The organism is Salifodinibacter halophilus (assembly GCA_012999515.1).
Lineage (GTDB): Bacteria > Pseudomonadota > Gammaproteobacteria > Nevskiales > Salinisphaeraceae > Salifodinibacter > Salifodinibacter halophilus.
Map to the genome: position 1 here is coordinate 1953691 of JABEEB010000001.1, position 19381 is coordinate 1973071.

General features: G+C 60.3%; 20 protein-coding genes. 14 read left to right on the top strand and 6 right to left on the bottom strand.

The window, feature by feature from the left end:
• Positions 1–72: 72 nt before the first annotated feature.
• Complete coding sequence (locus HKX41_09095; GenBank protein ID NNC24308.1) at positions 73–1782, bottom strand: class I SAM-dependent methyltransferase; 1710 nt, start codon at positions 1780–1782, stop codon at positions 73–75.
• 637 nt (positions 1783–2419) lie between these two features.
• Between HKX41_09095 and HKX41_09100 the strand changes: the two genes are divergently transcribed.
• The 6 genes from HKX41_09100 to HKX41_09125 all read left to right on the top strand — a co-directional run bounded on the left by HKX41_09100 (position 2420) and on the right by HKX41_09125 (position 7607).
• A complete protein-coding gene (locus tag HKX41_09100) occupies positions 2420–2719 on the top strand; it encodes a hypothetical protein (GenBank protein ID NNC24309.1) in 300 nt (99 codons plus the stop codon).
• 275 nt (positions 2720–2994) lie between these two features.
• On the top strand, positions 2995–3276 hold the full coding sequence (locus HKX41_09105) for a hypothetical protein (GenBank protein NNC24310.1): 282 nt from the start codon (positions 2995–2997) through the stop codon (positions 3274–3276).
• A 79-nt stretch (positions 3277–3355) separates the two neighbouring features.
• Positions 3356–4063, top strand: coding sequence for a DUF969 domain-containing protein (locus HKX41_09110; protein NNC24311.1), 708 nt, complete (start codon positions 3356–3358; stop codon positions 4061–4063).
• Complete coding sequence (locus tag HKX41_09115) at positions 4060–5016, top strand: DUF979 domain-containing protein (protein ID NNC24312.1); 957 nt, start codon at positions 4060–4062, stop codon at positions 5014–5016. Before HKX41_09110 ends, HKX41_09115 begins: the two co-directional genes overlap by 4 nt.
• A gap of 8 nt (positions 5017–5024) precedes the next feature.
• Positions 5025–6047, top strand: a complete 1023-nt coding sequence (locus HKX41_09120) for a DUF2891 domain-containing protein (GenBank protein NNC24313.1) — start codon at positions 5025–5027, stop codon at positions 6045–6047.
• A 336-nt stretch (positions 6048–6383) separates the two neighbouring features.
• The gene (locus HKX41_09125) at positions 6384–7607 is read left to right on the top strand and encodes a divalent metal cation transporter (GenBank protein NNC24314.1); all 1224 of its coding nucleotides are present in this window, start codon (positions 6384–6386) and stop codon (positions 7605–7607) included.
• Between the two features lie 40 nt (positions 7608–7647).
• On the opposite strand, the gene HKX41_09130 is transcribed toward HKX41_09125, so the two are convergent.
• From HKX41_09130 to HKX41_09145, 4 genes are all read right to left on the bottom strand, one after another.
• Complete coding sequence (locus HKX41_09130) at positions 7648–8337, bottom strand: GntR family transcriptional regulator (GenBank protein ID NNC24315.1); 690 nt, start codon at positions 8335–8337, stop codon at positions 7648–7650.
• A gap of 178 nt (positions 8338–8515) precedes the next feature.
• On the bottom strand, positions 8516–10258 hold the full coding sequence (locus HKX41_09135) for an ATP-grasp domain-containing protein (protein NNC24316.1): 1743 nt from the start codon (positions 10256–10258) through the stop codon (positions 8516–8518).
• The gene (locus HKX41_09140; GenBank protein ID NNC24317.1) at positions 10255–11910 is read right to left on the bottom strand and encodes a 5-oxoprolinase/urea amidolyase family protein; all 1656 of its coding nucleotides are present in this window, start codon (positions 11908–11910) and stop codon (positions 10255–10257) included. The genes HKX41_09135 and HKX41_09140 overlap by 4 nt, the downstream gene beginning before the upstream one ends.
• Positions 11907–12665: a LamB/YcsF family protein gene (locus tag HKX41_09145; GenBank protein NNC24318.1), complete on the bottom strand. Its 759-nt coding sequence runs from the start codon at positions 12663–12665 to the stop codon at positions 11907–11909. The genes HKX41_09140 and HKX41_09145 overlap by 4 nt, the downstream gene beginning before the upstream one ends.
• A 113-nt stretch (positions 12666–12778) precedes the next feature.
• On the opposite strand from HKX41_09145, the gene HKX41_09150 reads away from it, so the two are divergent.
• The 7 genes from HKX41_09150 (at position 12779) to HKX41_09180 (ending at position 18050) form a co-directional block, all read left to right on the top strand.
• Positions 12779–13576, top strand: coding sequence for a putative hydro-lyase (locus tag HKX41_09150; GenBank protein NNC24319.1), 798 nt, complete (start codon positions 12779–12781; stop codon positions 13574–13576).
• Between the two features lie 180 nt (positions 13577–13756).
• Complete coding sequence (gene djlA, locus HKX41_09155; protein NNC24320.1) at positions 13757–14548, top strand: co-chaperone DjlA; 792 nt, start codon at positions 13757–13759, stop codon at positions 14546–14548.
• Between the two features lie 93 nt (positions 14549–14641).
• On the top strand, positions 14642–15250 hold the full coding sequence (locus HKX41_09160) for a nitroreductase family protein (protein ID NNC24321.1): 609 nt from the start codon (positions 14642–14644) through the stop codon (positions 15248–15250).
• A 40-nt stretch (positions 15251–15290) separates the two neighbouring features.
• On the top strand, positions 15291–15944 hold the full coding sequence (locus HKX41_09165; protein ID NNC24322.1) for a rhomboid family intramembrane serine protease: 654 nt from the start codon (positions 15291–15293) through the stop codon (positions 15942–15944).
• A 51-nt stretch (positions 15945–15995) separates the two neighbouring features.
• Complete coding sequence (locus tag HKX41_09170) at positions 15996–16538, top strand: hypothetical protein (protein NNC24323.1); 543 nt, start codon at positions 15996–15998, stop codon at positions 16536–16538.
• 8 nt (positions 16539–16546) lie between these two features.
• Complete coding sequence (gene ampD, locus HKX41_09175; GenBank protein NNC24324.1) at positions 16547–17089, top strand: 1,6-anhydro-N-acetylmuramyl-L-alanine amidase AmpD; 543 nt, start codon at positions 16547–16549, stop codon at positions 17087–17089.
• A 175-nt stretch (positions 17090–17264) separates the two neighbouring features.
• Positions 17265–18050 (top strand): inositol-phosphate phosphatase, encoded by a 786-nt coding sequence (locus HKX41_09180; protein NNC24325.1) that lies wholly within the window; start codon positions 17265–17267, stop codon positions 18048–18050.
• Here the strand turns inward: HKX41_09180 and HKX41_09185 are convergent.
• Positions 18026–18742 (bottom strand): HAD family hydrolase, encoded by a 717-nt coding sequence (locus HKX41_09185; protein NNC24326.1) that lies wholly within the window; start codon positions 18740–18742, stop codon positions 18026–18028. The two genes, HKX41_09180 and HKX41_09185, sit on opposite strands and share 25 nt — an antisense overlap.
• Before the next feature lie 150 nt (positions 18743–18892).
• Between HKX41_09185 and HKX41_09190 the strand changes: the two genes are divergently transcribed.
• Complete coding sequence (locus HKX41_09190; protein NNC24327.1) at positions 18893–19381, top strand: RNA pyrophosphohydrolase; 489 nt, start codon at positions 18893–18895, stop codon at positions 19379–19381.

The window sequence follows — 19381 nt, forward strand, 5'->3', positions numbered from 1 at the left end:
GCCATCAATCGTCCATTAAAAAGCCCCGGCGTCAGCCGGGGCTTTTTTAGGCGCGTTTCGAGCGGTCTGCGATCAACCGTCGAAAATCATGATGCCCCAGGCCAGGTAGCCGGCTTTGCCGCCATCGACCCAGTGACCGAGCCCCTCGCGCATGTTATCGACATAGGTCTGGGAAATGGTTCCGTTCGATACCAGTTCGTCAGCGCGTTTGTTCAACTCTTCGCGCACCCGGCCGTAGTGCATCGAGACCTGTTCGGTATGCACATCGAAGTCGCGCTCGGTGAAGCCGAGACGGTTTAGCTCTTTACGGTAAAAGCCGGGGGAGCCCATGGTGTCGAGTTGGATACGCGCCAGGATCGGCGCGAGGACACCCTCGGGGCATTCATCGTCGGCCATCGGATCGGTGAAGATCAACGTGCCGCCGGGTTTTAGTACACGCCGGGCTTCTTCGAGTACGCGAACCCGGTTGCCGCTGTGCAGCATGGCGTCCTGTGACCAGACGACATCGAAGCTGTTATCCCGGTAGGGGATGTTTTCGAAGTCGCCGTCGACAATCCGGACTTGGTCGGCGAGGCCTTGTTCGAGGTTCTGACGTCGGCCGCGGCGGTTTTGTACTTCGCTTAGGTTTAGCGAGACCACTTTGGCCTGGTATTCACGTGCAATATACCGTGCCGAGCCGCCGTAGCCGCCGCCGATATCCAGGACTTCGGCGCCACGCAGGCTCGGGCCGATCTGTTCGGCCATGTGTTCGACCGTGCGATGGCTGGCATCGATCACCGGCTCGTCGTTGGACTGATAAAGGCCGATGTGGATGTCTTCGCCGCCCCAGAGGCTGGCATAGAAATTCTCGGCGTCGTCGCTATTGTAATAAGCTTGCGCGGTTTTGACGGCGTCCGAGTACTCTTCCACCGGCAGCGGTTCGGCTTTCCAGTCGGCGCTGATAATGTCCTCGTCGGACTCGCGGTATGCCTTTTCGACGACGTGGATGAAAAAGTCCGGCTCACTGTTGTTGTCGTAGGTGCTCTGGAAGTCACCATAAGTATTAACGTGTTGGAAGCCGACGTCGTTCATGAGCTTGTGCACGTAGTCGCGCCGCAGCGGATACATGTTCAGGTAGAACGTGTCATTGCCCGGGAAAGTGTATTTGAACCGGGCCAGTCCGTTATCGACGTGGTCGGGCTCGGCCGAGACATGCTCGCCACAGTAATAATACTTATGGCCTGGTCCCGAGGTGCCGTCGAGTAGCGCATCATAGTTGCGCTGGTCGAGGATTAGGATGCCGTTATGGTTGAGCATCGAATAGAACTCGGCCAACGCTCGGCGACGATCGTGTTCGTCGAAAATGTGTGTGAACGAGTTGCCGAGACAGATCAAAGCGTCATAGCGCCCCGCGATGTCGCGCGATAGCCAGCGCCAGTCACTGCGGACTGTAGATAGGATCAGGCCACGCTCGTGTGCGTTGTTGAATGCCTGAATCAACATTTGTGGGCTGCCGTCGACGGTCGTGACGTCGAATCCGGCTTTTAAGAGTTGCACCGAATGGAAACCGGTGCCGGCGGCTGCATCGAGAACGGTTTTGCAGCCGTAGCGCTTGAGGGTGTCGATGAAAAAGCGGCCTTCGCTGGCGGCGCGGCCGTCCCAGTCGATCAGTTCGTCCCAGCGCTCTACGAATCCGTGGACGTATTCGTCCTGATAATGGTTGGTCTGGCGGACTTCGGTTGGTTTTTCGCCGAAATCCTGTGTTCGTTTGAATGCGGCTTGTGTGTCCGATTCACTACTCATACACGATACTCCTGTTTCCAGCGCGCAGCCGGTTGGTGCGCGGGGGAAAGCCTGCAAGTGAACTAGCGATCCTAAGCCCGGGTGCGCAATCGTTTCAACGTGGCGTGCTTCTGTCGGCGCACTCATCGAGCGATGCACGGCCGAAGCCAATCGTGCGTCAGCGTTGGTCTAGATTGACTTGGGGCGAAATAAGCCTGCCGCTAGCGCACGCGGTCTTCGCGTAGAACACAGCACGGTTTCGGTGCGCCTAATGCGCCCGAATACGCTTGTGCGTGCCCCTCGATGCCGATGCCCGAGGTGGTTGTCACGACCGTGATCAACGTCACAGCCGCGGCCGAGCGTGAATATATCGCTGCCGCGTCGTTCGAACACATGGTCTCGGGCGTATTATCGATACAGCTCTGCTATGCGGAGCGTGTCACGCCGAGGCGGTTTGTACGGTCATGCGGGTCGACGTGTTGCAACGGCACTTCGAGGCGGCTCAGGTGTCAAACTATGGCAAGTCCGGCATCGTGGTGCTGGTTCTCGCGCATCGCACGCTGAGGCGACGACAAGCTATGCGATGTGTGTTGGTTGCGCGCAATAAATCGAACTGATGACTCGATCGGATCGCGATAGTACAAAGAATGCTCGCTGCGTGCGCCAGCCTGGCAAGCCCACCCGGCCGCGCCGGCGCATCCGTTGGGCTGAAATGGGGTGGCGCGATCACCTGCGAGTTGGTGCTGGTGTGTTTTTCGTCATGCTCGGTATCGCCGGGGTGATTTTGCCTATTCTCCAGGGTGTCCTTTTCCTGGTCGTGGCCATGCTACTGCTAGCCCCTTACTCGGTTTTCGTGCAGCGCCAACAAGCGCGCTTCGAAGCACGCTTCCCGGGGCTGTCAGCGCGTGCACGTGGCGTCGTCGAACGCATCCGGAAATGCTTTGGTGCCCGTGGCTAATGCCACGGCGCTGATACGAGCCCGCCACACCGGTCAGTCGGTCGGCTTGAGGTCGACGACCACAGCGAGCGCGTTTATATGGGCGGCCCGAGCTTGCTGCATCTTCGCTCAAACTTGGCTGCGATCGATGTTTCTCTGGCTATATAGCGCTGCTTGTCGAATACGTCACTAGCCGTTCGGGCAGACATTCCATCCTCTGGCCGACGGTATTCGCTGATCTACGACTAAAGTTGTTGAACAATCTAATGTAATTGTTGTTCAACAACTGCTAGCTTGTGGCGGCATTCATTTCTCGTGCGGCCGAACCAGCGGATGACGGCACCCACACGACAGAACCGGGCAGACAATCCATGGTTCCCGTGCCCACGTTGTTGGGCGCGTTGTGGGTGTTGCCGCGCAACGTGTGCCCTGCCGTTCTTATTGTTAAAAGTCATCGCGCAGGTGATGCACTTGGATGCGAGTCGATAACTCGATACAAAGCCTTTGAGAAAATACTTGCGGTGTTAATACCGCTCACCAATATTTTTATAATTTATAAAACAATGTTTTTAATTTGATTTTTCAATTTTAACTTTAATTAGTTTGGTAGTTTCTTGATATCCAAAATAATCACATAACTTATTAAGAGTCTTAACCATGGAATACTGGCCGCTGATCGGTGTCGTCGTCGTTATTATCGGCTTTGCCCTGCGTATCAACGCGCTTGCTGTCGTTACTGTTGCGGGCCTGGTCACTGGCCTGGCAGCTGGCATGAGTCCACATAAAGTGGTGTCTGCGTTAGGTGGTGCTTATCTTGAAAATCGATATTTAGCTGTTATTTGGATAATTTTGCCCGTAATCGGCTTGCTGGAGCGCAATGGGCTGCGTGAGCAGGCTCAGAGGCTGATTGCGCGAGTTCGTCAGGCCACCACGGGGCGCTTATTGACGTTCTATCTGCTATTTCGCCAGATTACATCGGCATTGGGGTTGCTATCGCTATGCGGCCACCCCCAAATGGTAAGGCCGCTGATTGCGCCTATGGCTGAAGCTTCAACTGAGACGCGCTACGGCTCGGTCGAGCCGGCATTACGCCACCGCATTCGCGCCCATGCGGCGGCTGTCGACAATATTGGTGCTTTTTTCGGTGAGGATATATTTATTGCCGTTGGGTCCATTTTGTTAATGAAAGGCTTTCTGGCCTCCCATGGTTTCGATATCGCGCCCCTGGATTTTGCGCGTTGGGCTGTCCCGAGTGCGGTCTGCGCTTTTGGTGTACATGGATTGCGATTATGGCTGCTGGATCGTGATATAGCTCGCACAAAGACAGTGACTAGCGTGGCGAACAATGCCGAGGTGAACTCGTGATTGATCTGTCGACGCTGTACGTACTCAATGGACTTTTCTTTGCCGCGGTCGCGATAATCAATGTTTTGGATAGCGAGAATCCGCGGCGTTACCGGAATGCCTGTTTCTGGGGCATCAACGCGATCATCCTCATTTTTGGTGGCTGGCTAAGTGCTTTTGTCGCTGGTTGTTTGGTGATTGCGTCCGCTCTGTGTGTGGCTTTTGGTGGTCTGGGCGTGTCTCGGCGGCCCACCCACAACGAAGCGGATCGGCAAGCGGGCTCAGCACGCTTTGGCGCTTGGTTGTTTGTTCCGGCACTGGCAGTGCCGCTGATTACTTTGGCAGGAGCTTTGGGGTATCAATATGTGACGATTGGCGGTAAGCCCTTGGTTGCACCTGACAATGTGACCTTGATCGCGTTAGGCACGGGGGCACTCGTTGCTCTGCTGCTGGCACTTACGATGCTGCGCCAGCGACCGGCGAAAGCACTGGCCGAGGGGCGTCGGCTACTGGATATTATCGGCTGGGCCGCGGTGCTGCCTCAATTGCTGGCTGCATTAGGCGCGATTTTCGCCATGGCAGGTGTGGGCAATATCGTTGCCAACCTGATCACGACCGTCATTCCCATGACCGACCATCTAGTCGTGGTGGCCACCTACTGTCTCGGTATGGCCTTTTTCACCATCATCATGGGTAATGCCTTTGCTGCTTTCCCGGTCATGACCGCCGGTATCGGCCTCCCTTTCATCGTAAACGCGATGCACGGCGACCCAGCGGTTATGGCGGCGATCGGCATGCTTTCGGGTTTTTGTGGGACCTTGGTCACGCCTATGGCAGCCAATTTCAATATCGTGCCGGCGGCTTTGCTAGAGCTTCCGGATCAGCATGCCGTAATCAAGGTGCAATTCCCCACGGCGGTCCTGATGCTGGTGGCTAATATTGCCCTGATGTATTTCCTTGTCTTTCGCGTTTAAGGCCATCGATGTTTCACCTTGATACAAAAAACGCCGATTATTTGGCCACCATCGCGCTCGGCCATGTTGAGCGTGAGTTTCCAAATCACATCACGCATATGATGAATGGCGCCGAGGATGCAGCCCGGCCTTGTCACCTGCATCCAATTTTTTTCGGCAGCTTCGATTGGCATTCATGCGTTCATAGTTACTGGCTGCTCGCCCGTCTGGCAGCGGGCGATGCACTGTCCCCTGACAGGCGTAATGCCGTTATCGACTTATTTGAACGGCGTATAACGGCGGCCGCTGTGGCCGCTGAGACCGCCTATTTCGATCCGCCAGGGCGAGTTGGTTTTGAACGCCCCTATGGTTGGGCCTGGCTCGTCAAATTGGCTTCGGAGCTGGCGCGCCACCCCGAGCCATCGTTGCAATCTGCCAGCCGCCGTCTGGCGCCACTGGCCGACCGTGTTCTCTCGCTCTGGCACGCGTACTGGCCGAAGCAGAGTTACCCGATACGCGCTGGCGTTCATAGCAATAGTGCATTTGCGACCGTTCTGGGCTTGGATTATGCCGAAGCAGCTGGTGACGAGCCGATGGCAATGCTGCTACGCCAGCAAGCTCGTGCTTGGTATGGGGACGATCGCAACCAACCGGCCTGGGAGCCCGGCGGGGACGAATTTTTATCGCCTGCGCTGATCGAGGCACTGGCCATGCAGCGTGTATTGACCCATAGCGAATTCAGCGATTGGTTCCGAGCCTATTTGCCAAGATTAGAAGCGGGTGAGCCCGCCACTTTGTTTGAACCGGCTCTGGTTACTGATCGGACGGATGGCAAGTTAGCTCATCTGGATGGTCTGAATCTAACGCGAGGCTGGTGCTGGTATGAATTAGCCGATAACTTGCCGGCTGGCGATCCTCGCATTTCCATAATGCAAGAAACCGGCGAGCGCCATCTGGAAGCTGGCTTGGCTCACCTGGAAACTGACTATATGGGCAGCCATTGGTTGTCCAGTTTTGCCTTACTCGCATTGGAAGCTGTAAGTGGAAACTAATATAAAACGACCTCGAGCTTCCGTTTGCGTGTGACTAGCTCTTGGTCAAGGGACGCCCCGTGCCTTGAAACGCCGGTTTGCCTTAGTCGTCCACCTTTCGGCACTACCGGTTAGCAACGCTGGCCCGACGCTGATATCGCACGGCCTGACTAATGCTCGACCTCCGCATAATGAAGCGTCCGCACTAACGGGGATGATCCGTCGTTCTCAGGGCCGTCATCCATCTGCTGTTTATGCGCTCTGATCTACGACTAAAGTTGTTGAACAATCTAATGTAATTATTGTTCAACAACTGCTAGCTTGTAGCGATATTCTCTCGCACAACCGGACCGGCGGATGACGACATCCACTACGACAGAACTGGGGAAGGAATCCACGGTTCCACGCAGCACGCTTTTGGGCGCGGTGTTCCTGATGGGCACGAGTTCGATCGGGCCGGCCTTCATCACGCAGACCACGGTGTTCACCGTGCAGCTCGGAGCAGCGTTCGCGTTCGCAATCCTGGTCTCGACGCTACTGGATATCGCAGTGCAGTTGAATGTCTGGCGCGTTGTGGGCGTTGCCGGTTTGCGCGCCCAGGAACTCGGCAATCGGGTGATGCCGGGGCTCGGTTGGCTCCTGTCGGTGCTCGTGTTTTTCGGCGGTGTCGTGTTCAATATCGGCAATATTGCCGGCACTGGCCTGGGCGCCAATGCGATGCTGGGTGTGGATCCGAAGATCGGCGGCACCGTGTCGGCGGCGGTCGCGGTGGGGATCTTTTCGGTGCGCCGAGCCGGGGTGGCGCTCGATCGCATCGTGGTGGTGCTGGGCGCATTGATGATCGCCCTGATGGTTTATGTCGTTTTTGTGTCGAGTCCGCCAGTCGGCATGGCGTTGAAAAACACGGTCTGGCCGGAGAAAGTCGATTTTCTGGTGATCACGACGCTGGTCGGCGGCACCGTGGGCGGCTATATCACCTACGCCGGGGCACATCGTCTGCTGGATTCCGGGGTGACGGGGCCGGGCTACGTTGGTGAAATCGCGGTGAACTCGGTGATGGGCATCCTCATCATCGGCACCATGCGTGTGCTGTTGTTTTTGGCCATTCTGGGCGTGACCGCCGGCGGTGTGGCGCTGTCCGGGGATAATATAGCGGCCGATGCGTTCCGGGCGGCGTCCGGCGAAGTGGGCATGCGGCTGTTTGGCATCGTGCTCTGGGCGGCGGCGATGACGTCGGTGATCGGTGCGTCGTTTACGTCGATTTCGTTTGTCACGCAGTCGGCGACATCCGACCGCACGCGCCAGTGGGCGACGGTCGTGTTAATCGTGTTCTGTGCGGCGACCTATGCCGCGCTGGGGCAAGCACCGCAGACGCTGTTGATCTTTGCCGGCGCGTTCAACGGACTGATTCTGCCGGTCGGCTTCGGGATACTACTCTGGGTGGCCTGGCGGCGCCGCGATCTGCTGCAAGGGTATGCCTATCCGAAATGGCTGCTCGGTATCGGCGTGATTGCCTGGTTGCTCACGGTCTATCTCGGTGTGAGTTCTTTGGGCGGCTTGGCCGAGTTGGTGGGGTTATGAGTGGTCTGCGCGGCGATGCGGGGCACGCCGAATCAAGGCGTCAGTGCGCATCGGCCGCAATATGCGCCAGTAGTTCCGACTCGGCGAGATCCAGATAGTCCCGCAGGTCGTGTGCGGCTTCCAGGCGCCGGTTGTCGCGCAGTAGAGCGACCAGCGCGATGTTGCGCTCGACGTAGCGGCTGTGGAAATCCGGCATGGCAGCCATGGCGTGAAAGACGAGTCGCATTTCGGCTAGCACCCGGGCCATGAGCTGTTCGAGCGTGTGGCTGCCGGTAAGCGCGATGATCGCTTTGTGCAGGTCTTGGTTGGCGTCGGCCATGGCCGGGATATCGCCCCGGTCGCGTGCGGCCAGCGCGCCGTCGACGATCCGCTGCATGTGCGCCAGTGCGTCGTCGGTCAGCGTGCCCCAGAGAACGGCGCCGGGTTCGATGGCGCGGCGGACGTTGTAGATTTCGCGGACCTCATCGGCGTCGGGCGAGGCGACGAACACACCGCGATTGGGAATGCGTGTAACGATTGATTCGCCAGCCAGCGTGGTAAACGCCTCGCGCAGCGTGTTACGGGATACGCCGAGCGCGTTGGCCAGCGCTTGTTCGGACAGGCGCGTACCGGGCGTGAGTTGGCCCTCGGCGATGCGCGAGCGCAGGATGCCAGCCACCCAGGAGCCGGTATGGGCGTGCTCGGCCCGGGCCTGCTTTTCGTTATCCCCCAGCATTTGCATTGCGTCCATGGCGTTCGCCGAACTCCGAAGCTCTCGCACACGACAGCGGGCGAGCGATTACATATCCTTCCGATACGCGATTCGGTCGTAGTTTAGATTCTGTACCAGCGAGCTGCATGCCGATTGGCTCGACCGTCCAACCGGGGCGGCAGCGAAGTCAGCCCGTTACGCCATACGCAGATGGGGTCTACTCGATCGTGCCCAGGACTTCGCCGCTGGCGATTGTATCGCCGGCTTGTTGCTGGCTATGCGAGAAGGTGCCGGCGCGGTGCGCCGTGATGGTGGTTTCCATTTTCATGGCTTCCAGCACGGCCAACGCATCGCCCGGTTCGACTTGCTCGCCATCTGCGGTGGCCCATTTCACGAAGCTGCCGTTGATCGAAGCGACGACCGCGGCACTGTCGGCCGCAACATCCCCGGCTGGTGCCTCGACAGCCCCGACACCGCCGCGCGCCGGATCGAACAGGGCGGCAGTGATCGATGCGGGCAACCCGAGCTGCATGGCCTTGCCATCGATTTCCACGGTGAAGCGTTGGCGCGGCGCGTCGGGTGCGGCGGCGGCGAGCTCGGGCGAGGCGGCCAGGCGTTCGCTGAACTCGGTTTCGATCCAGTTCGTGTAGACGCTAAAGGATGACTCGGCGGTGAAGGCCGACTCTGTGAGCACGGCGCGGTGGAAGGGCGCGACCGTGGGCACGCCCTCGACGACTAGTTCGTCGAGAGCGGCGCGTGCGCGGGCCAGGGCTTGCCGCCGCGTGGCACCGGTGACGATTAGTTTGGCCAGTAGTGAATCGAAGGCTTCGGGCACGACCGATCCGGAGCGCACGCCCGAGTCCATGCGGATGCCGTGCCCGGTCGGCGCTTCGAAGCGCTCGATGGTCCCGGGGAACGGCAGGAAACCGCGCGCCGGATCTTCAGCGTTCAAGCGAAACTCGATGGCGTGGCCGTGCGGCGCCGGATCTTCGGTGACTCGCAGTGCGTTGCCGTCGGCGATGGAGAATTGCTCGAGTACTAGATCGATACCGCTGGTTTGTTCGGTTACTGGATGCTCGACCTGTAGACGGGTGTTGACCTCGAGAAACGAAATCAAGCCGTCCGGCGCGACCAAGTATTCAACCGTGCCCGCCCCGACATAACCGGCTTCGCGGCAGATCGCCTTGGCCGATTCGTGGATCTTGGCGCGCTGGTCGTCGCTTAGATAGGGCGCTGGTGCTTCCTCGACGAGCTTTTGGTTGCGGCGCTGCAGCGAGCAGTCACGGGTGCCGGCGACAATGATGTTGTTGTGTGTATCGGCCAGAATCTGGGCCTCGATGTGGCGCGGTTTTTCCAGAAAGCGTTCGACGAAGCATTCGCCGCGCCCGAAAGCGACTTTGGCTTCGCGTACGGCGGACTCAAAGGCGTCCTCGATTGCCTCGACGTGGTACGCGATTTTCATGCCGCGCCCGCCGCCGCCGTGTGCCGCCTTAATCACGATTGGCAGGCCGTGTTCATCGGCGAAAGCGCGCACGGCGTCCGCGTCGGCGACCGGCCCGTCGGTGCCGGGCGCCAGCGGCGCGCCGGCCGCCACCGCAATCTCGCGGGCGGTAACCTTGTTGCCCAGTTTCTCAATGGTCTCGGGTGATGGGCCGATCCAGACCAGCCCGGCCTCGCTGACATCCCGAGCGAAATCCGCGTTCTCGGATAGGAAGCCGTAGCCGGGATGGATGGCATCGGCGCCAGCACGCTCGGCGATCTTTAGCAGTTTGTCACTATTCAAATAGGTCGTATCGCCGGTTCCACCGTCCAGCGCGTAAGCCTCGTCGGCCAGCCTCACGTGCAAAGCGTCGGCATCGTTGTCGTCATACACCGCGACGGACGCGAGTTCGGCATCGCGTGCCGCACGGGCGATACGGACGGCGATCTCGCCGCGGTTGGCGATCAGTACTTTGTTCATTGTTCGAGGTCTCGCGCGTCCGGCATGCTGGCCAATGAATCGCCGGTTGGTGAATGAGAAGGGCGCCCGTCGGGGTCGACGATGGCAAAACGCACCGTGTCGCCCGGTGCTAGCTGGGCGGCGCGTGGCAAATCGCTGGCGAGGATGACCGCGATCACCGGATAGCCGCCGGTTACCGGGTGGTCCTTGAGAAAGAGCGCGGGTAGACCGGAAGGCGGAATCTGAACGGCGCCGGGCACCGCGCCCTCGCTTGGCAGTTCGCCGTCCCGACAGCGCGTCAGCGGTGCGCCGTTATCGCCATCCTCGGGCAGCGCTAGGCGCACGCCGATGCGATTGGATTGCTGGGTGACTTGCCAATGTGTGCGCGTGAAACGCGCGATTGTTTCGTCGTTGAACCAGTTGTGACGTGGGCCGAGCACGACGCGCACTACAACGGCGCCGTCTTCATCGGGTTGGGCGAGCGTGTCAGGTTCCGACGCGCCGACGACGTGGGTCGGCCCGGCTTCGCCAACTGCGAGTCTGTCGCCGGCGGTCAGCGGCGCGGGTCCGATGCCGGACAGCGCATCCCGCGAGCGACTTGCCAGCACGGTCGGCACATCGAGCCCGCCGCGCGCCGCGAGATAACTGCGCAGCCCGCGCGACGGCGGTTCAAGCGCGAAGGTCTCGCCATCGTGCAGCAAGAATGGCCTTCGGGCAGCCACACGGCGGCGGCCGTTTGGGCCATCGATCGTGGCCTTCTCGGCTGCGCCAGTACAGGCCAACACGAGATCGCCGCGGGCGACGATAGTCAGTCCGCCGAGCACGGTTTCGATAACCGCATCGCCGGCCGCGTTACCCACCAGGCGGTTGGCTTGACGGGCCGCGGACTCATCGGCCACGCCAGAAACGGAGACGCCGAGATGACTCTGGCCCGCGCGTCCCAGATCTTCGATCAGCGACTGCAAACTGGCATCGATGATTTCGAGCGACGGCTCGGTTGCCCCGCAGGACGGTGCGATTTCGTCCGGTGCGGGGGCGGATTCACGCTCGCTTAGGCGGTCGACTGCGACATAGCGCACGGTGTCGCCAGCCTGGATCATGGCCGGCGTATCGCGCTCAATATCCCACAGCCGAGCGTTGGTGCGGCCGATCAACTGCCAGCCGCCTGGCGATTGGCGGGGATAGATGGCACTGAACGGACCTGCCAGTGCGACCGCGCCAGGGGGGACTTCGGTGCGCGGTGATTCGCGGCGTGGCACCTCCAGGATATCGTTTTCGCCGACCAGATAGACGAAGCCGGGGGCGAAGCCGGAAAACGCTGCCCGCCAGGTCTGGCCGGTATGGGCTGCGATCACGCCGTCGATATCCAGCCCCGTCAGCTCGGCGACAGCGTTTAGATCTTCGCCGTCGTAGACGACTTCGATCTCGTGCGTTCGCCCGGCGCGATCGTTAATGGGCGGTGCGTCGATATCGGCGAGCCGTTCGGCCGCGCGCGCGGCGCTGCGGTGCGAGTCGAAAGTGACCAGCAGCGTGCGCGCCGCCGGTACGAGGTCAATCTGGCCGGGCAGCCGCTCATCCGCGACATGCGCATGCAGCGCGAGCACGTCGTCCAGCGAATCCAGCTCAGCCAGCAGTGCCCGGGAGCCGGCCCAGCGCAGGCCCTGCAGCTTCATGTGAACTGTGCGATCTGGATGCCGGCGTTTTTCAGCGCGGTGTGCACGGCTGTGGCCGTGGCCACCGCCGACGGATTGTCGCCGTGCACGCAGATGCTCTCGGCGGCGATGGTCATCTTTGAGCCGTCGCGGGCAATGATGCACTGCTCCTCGGCCAGCCGGATCATGTTGGTTACGATTGTGTCGTCATCGTGAATGATGGCGTCTGGTTCGCGGCGCGATACCAGGGTGCCGTCGGGGTTGTAGGATCGGTCGGCAAACGCCTCGATCACACCACGGACGCCGCGTTGATCGGCGATGTCCAGAACGGCCGAACCGGGCAGGGCGAGAATAGGTAGCGAGGCATCGTAGGTCGTCACTGCATCGACCACCGCGCGGGCGTGGTCTTCATTGCGCACGATGGCGTTATAGAGCGCGCCGTGCGGTTTAACGTAGCGCACGCGATCGCCCGCGGCTTTCGCGAAGCTGCCGAGCGCACCGATTTGATAAAGGATATCGTCGGCGAGCTCGTCCGGCGCATAATCGATGAACCGCCGGCCGAAGCCGGCTAGATCGCGGTAGGCCACGTGCGCGCCGATGGTCACGTTGGCTGCGACCGCGGCACGGCAAGTTTCGGCTAGTGTCGACGGGTCACCGGCATGAAATCCACAGGCTACGTTAGCACTGGAGACCGATTCGAAGATCGCTGCATCGTCGCCCAGTCGCCAGCGGCCGAAGGATTCGCCGACATCGCTGTTCATGTCGATAGTGGGCATAGCGTATCCCGTTATCTGCTGGTGATTTCAGCATGCCCGACAAGCAATGATTGTTCAACAATCTGAATTGCGGCATGCTCGTCTCCGAGCAGCGTTCAGTCAGGGGATCGCGCATGCATCAGACGAGCGATGACCGTAGCCGTTGGACGCCGGGGCGTGCCCGCGCGGCGTTTCGGGATGGCCTGTGCAGCCAGACCTCTGGCATCAGTCACGGTTATGCCCAGGCCAATCTGATCATCGTGCCGGCTGCGCAGGCGTTCGATGTCCTGCTGTTCGCCCAGCGCAACCCTAAGTCTTGCCCATTGCTGGGTGTGCTCGAGGCCGCCCGAGTCGAGGGCCCGCTGTTGCCGGATGGGGATATCCGCACCGATCTGCCCCGATATGTGGTTTATGAAAACGGCGTGAAAGTCGCTGACCCCGCCGATATTTCTGGTTATTGGCGCGATGATCTGGTGACGTTCGTTATTGGCTGCAGTTTTACGTTCGAATCGGCACTAATGGCTGAGGGTATCCGGTTGGCGCATATTGACCAGGGCGTGAATGTGCCGATGTACAAAACATCACGCCGCTGTGCGTCGGCCGGCGCCATGGCGGGGCCGATGGTCGTATCCATGCGGCCGATCCCCTCGGCTCAGGTGGCGGACGCCGTACGTATTACGTCCCGCTATCCATCAGTTCACGGCGCGCCGGTGCATGTCGGTAATCCGCACGAACTCGGCATCATCGATCTGGAAGCGCCGGAATTCGGTGACCCTGTGACGATCGAACAAGGCTATGTGCCAGTATTCTGGGCCTGCGGCGTCACACCTCAGGCCGCCGTTATGGAGACTTGCCCCGAACTGGCGATCGGTCACGCGCCCGGCCATATGCTGATTACTGATGCGTCGGATCGCGCATATCAAATTCCTTGAGTGCTATTGGTTGGCTGGTCCGGTGTTTGCAGACGGCCAAAACCTGCTTGAACCGGCTATAGCGCTTTGGCGATTGATATGTCGCGTGGCGCGAGCGAAACCGGTTTCCCGATTAGCTGTACACGCAGCGCGGGGGAAACAGACACGTGACTTGGCGTTGACCGGTAGACTGTGCAGCTTATGTGGATATTTACTTTAATCGGCGCTTTTATCGGCTGGTTGTTTGCGCGCTTGCCCGGCGCGCTGGTGGGCGGCGTGCTCGGGTTCGTCGCAGCGCGGCTGGCGGCCATGTTCGTGTCCCGCGGCGCACTTGGCACGATCCGTGCGCAATTTTTGGACTCGACGTTTGCCGTCATGGGGGCGCTATGCAAAGCCGACGGGCACGTTACGCGCGATGAGATACAGGTCGCGGAGCAGTTGTTTACTAAATTGCACCTCGGCGAAGAGCAAAAGGACAAGGCACGCGAGGCCTTTAATCGCGGCAAATCGGCCGATTTTGATCTCGATGCTGAAGTAGCGAATTTCGCGCGCGTCGCCCGCGGCCAGCGGGCGCTGTTCCAGATGTTCCTTCAGGTCCAGATCGCGGCGATCGCCGCGGATGGCCAAGTGGAGACCAGTGAACATGAAATGTTGGCGCGGGTGGCGCGCGGGCTGGGGCTTTCCGAGGCTGAAATCGAGCAGCTCGAAGCAATGCTTGGCGCGGGCGGCGGTGCCAGCGGTGACGGCCTCGGATCGACAGCCGGCCAAAGCTCCGAGGATCAACTGAATCAAGCCTATACGGTGCTCGGCGTTGATGCGTCGGCCAGCGATAGTGAGATCAAGAAAGCCTATCGTCGCCAGATGAGCGCCAACCATCCGGACAAGTTGGCGGGCAAGGGCATGCCGGAAAACATGCGCGAGATGGCCGAACAGAAAACGCGCGAGATTAGCGCGGCCTATGAGCGTGTTTGCAAGGCGCGTGGTATCGGCTAATCTCGATGGCCCCGTGCGGGCTCGGTGTCGGCTGATCCATCGGCCGCCTCCGGGGCCGTGCGTGCAATATCCGACAATCTATAGAGGGCCAGCATGAGTGACCACACCGCCGCCACCGACGTGCCCATTCACAATACGCTTGCCGTGCGCTGGAGCCCATATGTGTTTGCCCCTCGGCCGGTGCCGGAACACGACCTTGCGGCGATGTTCGAGGCTGCGCGTTGGGCGCCGTCATCCTTCAACGAGCAGCCAAGGCGCTATATCGTTGGCGTCGCTGACGCGGCGGACCACGATGATACTCACGCGCGGATTCTGGCAACGTTGTTCGAGGGCAATCAGATCTGGGCCCGCCACGCGCCGGTTCTGGCGCTTGGTATTGCCGTGCACACGTTTGCTGCAAGCGGCCAGACCAACAAAGCGGCCGTTCACGACCTCGGCCTGGCCTCGGCCAATCTAGTTGTCGAAGCCACTGCGCGCGGGCTGTCCGTCCACCAGATGATAGGCCTCGATCCAGTGTCGGCGGCCGAAGCGTTTGCTGTGCCCGACGGCGCGGAAGTTGTCACCGCGCTCGCGATCGGCTATGCCGACGAACACACTGACGCTGCGCCTGAGCTCCGCAAGCGTGAATCGAAGCCGCGGACACGCCAGTCGACCGATGAATTCGTGTTTACCGGTCGCTATGGACGGGCCGCGTCGCTATAGGTGTGGCGCTTCTGGTTATCCCTATATCTGTAGATCCCTGATGGCACGTAATCCATTCGCGGTATCGACCGTGCCGCCAATAATCAAATGGTTGTTGATCGCCAACGGCCTCGCTTTTCTGTGGCGCGTCTACGATCCGAGCTTCGTGCTGGCGAACTTCGCGCTCTGGCCAATCGGAAGCTATCCGGCCGAAACGGGCCACAGCATAATCCAGGTCGGCTTCGAGCCGTGGCAACTGGCGACCTATGGGTTTCTCCACGCCGGCGTCGCACATCTGTTTTTCAATATGTTCGGTTTGTGGATGTTTGGTCGCGTGCTCGAGGTGGCGTGGGGGCAATGGCGGTTCCTCGCCTATTACGCGGTTTGTGTCGTTGGTGCTGGCGTCATCCAAGTTGCGAGCCTGTATTTCGCGAGCTCCTACGGTGCTCCCGCGCCGACCATCGGAGCGTCGGGTGGTGTGTTCGGCGTGCTGCTCGCCTTCGGTGTGATGTTTCCGAACGCACGCGTCATGCTTTTGATCCCGCCAATTCCCATGGCGGCCAAGTGGTTCGTGCTTGGCTACGGTGCGCTCGAGCTGTTCTTCGGCGTCACCGGAACTAACGCCGGTGTGGCCCACTTCGCCCATCTTGGGGGCATGGCGTTTGGGGCTGGGCTTTTGCTCTACTGGTGGCGCCAGGGACGGCTATTGAATTGATGGCCAGTAAAGCGTGGCCACGTAGGACTCAGTTTCGGCTACAGTGAAGTCATGACAGCGACATCCACGCACCATTCGCGAACCACGTGGCGGCAGATGATGGTTGTCGGCGTCGTTGCGCTGGCGGCAATGCTGGCTGGTTGTGCTTCGCAGCCGGGCTATCATCATGCGGCAAGCCCGGGTGATTTCGGCTATCGCGACGCCGCGATCACCAGCGACCATTACCGTGTGAGCTATACGGGTGATTACGGGCTGTCGCGCTCGCAAGTCGATAAGTTTGTGCTTTTCCGGGCCGCCGACGTCACGCTCACCCACGGAAGCGACCGATTCCGCATCGTCTCGCGCGAGACATCGCCGGTCACGACGACCGACCCGCCGTCCACCGCTAATATCGGTTTTGGCGTTGGCTACCCTTATTTTGGAACCGGAGTCGGCTTCCCGATCAGCGGAACGAGTCGCACTCGCTATGAAAGTGTGCTCAACATCCAGGTTGGTGACCAGGTGCCGCAATCCGGTGCGGATGTCTACAACGCCCGCGAAGTCAAGCATCATCTCGCGCCAGTGGTCGCGGGCGACGATTCGTCGGGCACATAGCGTCGACAATGGGTGCGAGTAGGGTGCCGGCGGCCCGCTGGCTGGCCTCGCCCAATGAAGATGCGCGTCCGCCGAGCGCCGTAATCGACACCATTGTCGTGCACGGCATCAGCTTGCCGGCTGGGGTGTTCGGCCACGATACGGTGGCCAGACTATTCACCAATCGCTTACCGGCTTCTAACCAGGCATCGATGATCGCCGCGGCGGCGGTGCAGGTGTCCGCACACCTGTTTATCGACCGGCTCGGGCGCTTGGTGCAATTCGTCGATTTCGAACGGCGCGCATGGCATGCGGGCCAGTCTTCGTTCGATGGGCGATCCCGGGTCAATGACTTTTCGGTTGGTATCGAACTGGAAGGTGTTGACGACTGTCCGTACGCGCCTGGCCAGTATCGTGGCTTGGCATGGGTTTGTCGCTGGCTGCAACAGCGTTATCCGTCGATTACGGACCAGCGAATCGTCAGCCACGCCCATATCGCGCCTGGACGCAAAACCGACCCCGGTCCGGCTTTCGACTGGCGGTGGTTTTTTTATGAGCTCGAACGGCGTTAACCGATTTCGTTTGGCCATGGCCAAGGGCACCTGCGGGTGATCTGCAAGGCCGCAATCATGACGTTTGGCGCCAACCGCGCTAGCTGCTGCCTCGTCGAGCGGGTCGACTCCAAGGCGGGACCCAGCACGTGGTAAGCCGGTATCATCATGTGCTCATGCATATCGAGGAGATTATGTGAGCGATTGGCAGCCCTATCTGAAGCCGGCGATCGAAGCCGCACGTGCCGCCGAAGATGTGATTCGTCACTACTATCAAGGTGGTTTCGAAGTCACCCGCAAGGCTGATTCCAGCCCGGTGACCGAGGCCGATGTCGAATGCGAGCGCGTCATCAAACAGGTCCTCGGCCGGGCATTCCCCGATCATGGTTTCTACGGTGAAGAGCTCGGCCACGAATCCAGTGATGCTGATCTGGTGTGGTTAATCGATCCGATCGATGGCACCAAATCATTCGTGCGCGGCTATCCGTTTTTTTCGACTCAGATCGCGTTGGCTTGGCGCGGTGAGCCGGTGGTGGGCGTGTCGAACGCGCCGATGTTCGGGGATGGTGAATTGGCCACGGCGGCGCGCGGTGTCGGCGCTTGGCTCAATGACGCACCCATCGCGACTTCCACGGTTGAGTCGCTCGGCGACGCCAGCCTGTCAATTGGCAATGCCGCATCGCTCGCCACATCGCCGGCCTGGTCGGATGTCGGACAGTTAATTGCTGCCGTTGACCGGATTCGTGGCTACGGCGATTTCTACCACTACCATTTACTGGCCAGCGGGCGTATCGATGCCGTTATCGAGTCCGATCTTAATATCCTGGATATCGCGGCGCTCAGCGTCATCGTCACCGAAGCTGGTGGCCGCATGACCGATCTCGACGGCTCGCCGGTCGGTCTTAATACGCGTTCGATTTGTGCCGACAATGGCCAGTTGCGCGATGCGATAACGCCTTATCTTGCGCGCTGGTCACCATAGGCGCGCTCTGGAATCGCATCGATGGCCGGAAGACTATCGGTGCGTAAGCTGATCACGTGCCAGCCGGCGCGGCGTGCCTCGGCGGCCAGCGTGGTGTCGGGGTCGACCGCGACTGGCATGTCGACCCGACGTAAAAGCGGCAAATCGTTGAGTGAGTCGGAATAGAACCATGTGCGTTCGGCTTGCCCAGACTGCTCATTGAGCCACTGGTCGACGCGCGCGATCTTGCCCTCACGGTAAGCTGGTGTGCCGACGATTTCGCCTGTATAGCCACCGTCGGCGTATTCCGGGTCGGTGGCGATCAGCGTATCGATACCGAGTCGCGTTGCGATCGGTTCGGCGATGAAACGATTGGTGGCCGTGATGATAGCCGTTTTATGCCCGGCCGCGACGTGGCGATCAACGAGCTCGCTGGCCAGCGGCGCGATGATGGGCTCGATATAGTCGCCGACAAACCGTTCGCGTGCGGCCGCCAGCGTCGACCATGGACGACCGAACAGCGGCGCTAGCGTAAAGCGCTGGAACGCGTGGATGTCGAGAGTGCCGGCGGCGTACTGGGCGTGAAACCCGCTGCTTTGCCGCGCGTGGCTTTCGGCGTCGACCCAACCTTCGTCCACGACAAATTGGCCCCAGGCCACGTCGCTATCGCCGGCGAGCAGCGTATTGTCGAGGTCGAAGAAAGCGATGTGCACGTTTAATCTGGCTTGCAGCGGATGGTCGCGACTGTCTGCCCAGTTGATTCGCGCGCCAATGCCCGAGCTGGGCTAGACCTTTGGCGAATTGGGTCACGCCCGCGACCTGTGAAAGAATCGCCGTATATTACAACAATTGGGCACGGCGTCGTGATTGACGACGAAGGATTTCGCGCAAACGTAGGCATCATTCTGTGTCGGGGTGGAAACGAGCTGTTCTGGGCCAAGCGGGTCGGGCAGCAGGCTTGGCAATTCCCACAAGGTGGGATTCGCAGGGGGGAGTCGCCGCGCGAGGCGGTTTATCGTGAATTGGAGGAAGAGGTCGGCTTAACCGCACGCGATACGCGTGTGGTCGCCACGACCCGTAATTGGCTTCGTTATCGGCTGCCGAAACACTTAGTTCGGCATAATAGTCGGCCGCTTTGTATTGGCCAGAAGCAGAAATGGTTCATGCTGGAATTGCTGGCTCCGGAAACGCGGGTACGTTTCGATCGCACCAGCTCGCCGGAATTCGACGGCTATCGTTGGGTCGACTACTGGCATCCGCTGGCGGAAGTGGTCTCGTTTAAGCGCCAGGTCTATCGTCAAGCACTCAAAGAACTGGCGGCCCACATCGCACGGACGTCGACGGTCGATTAG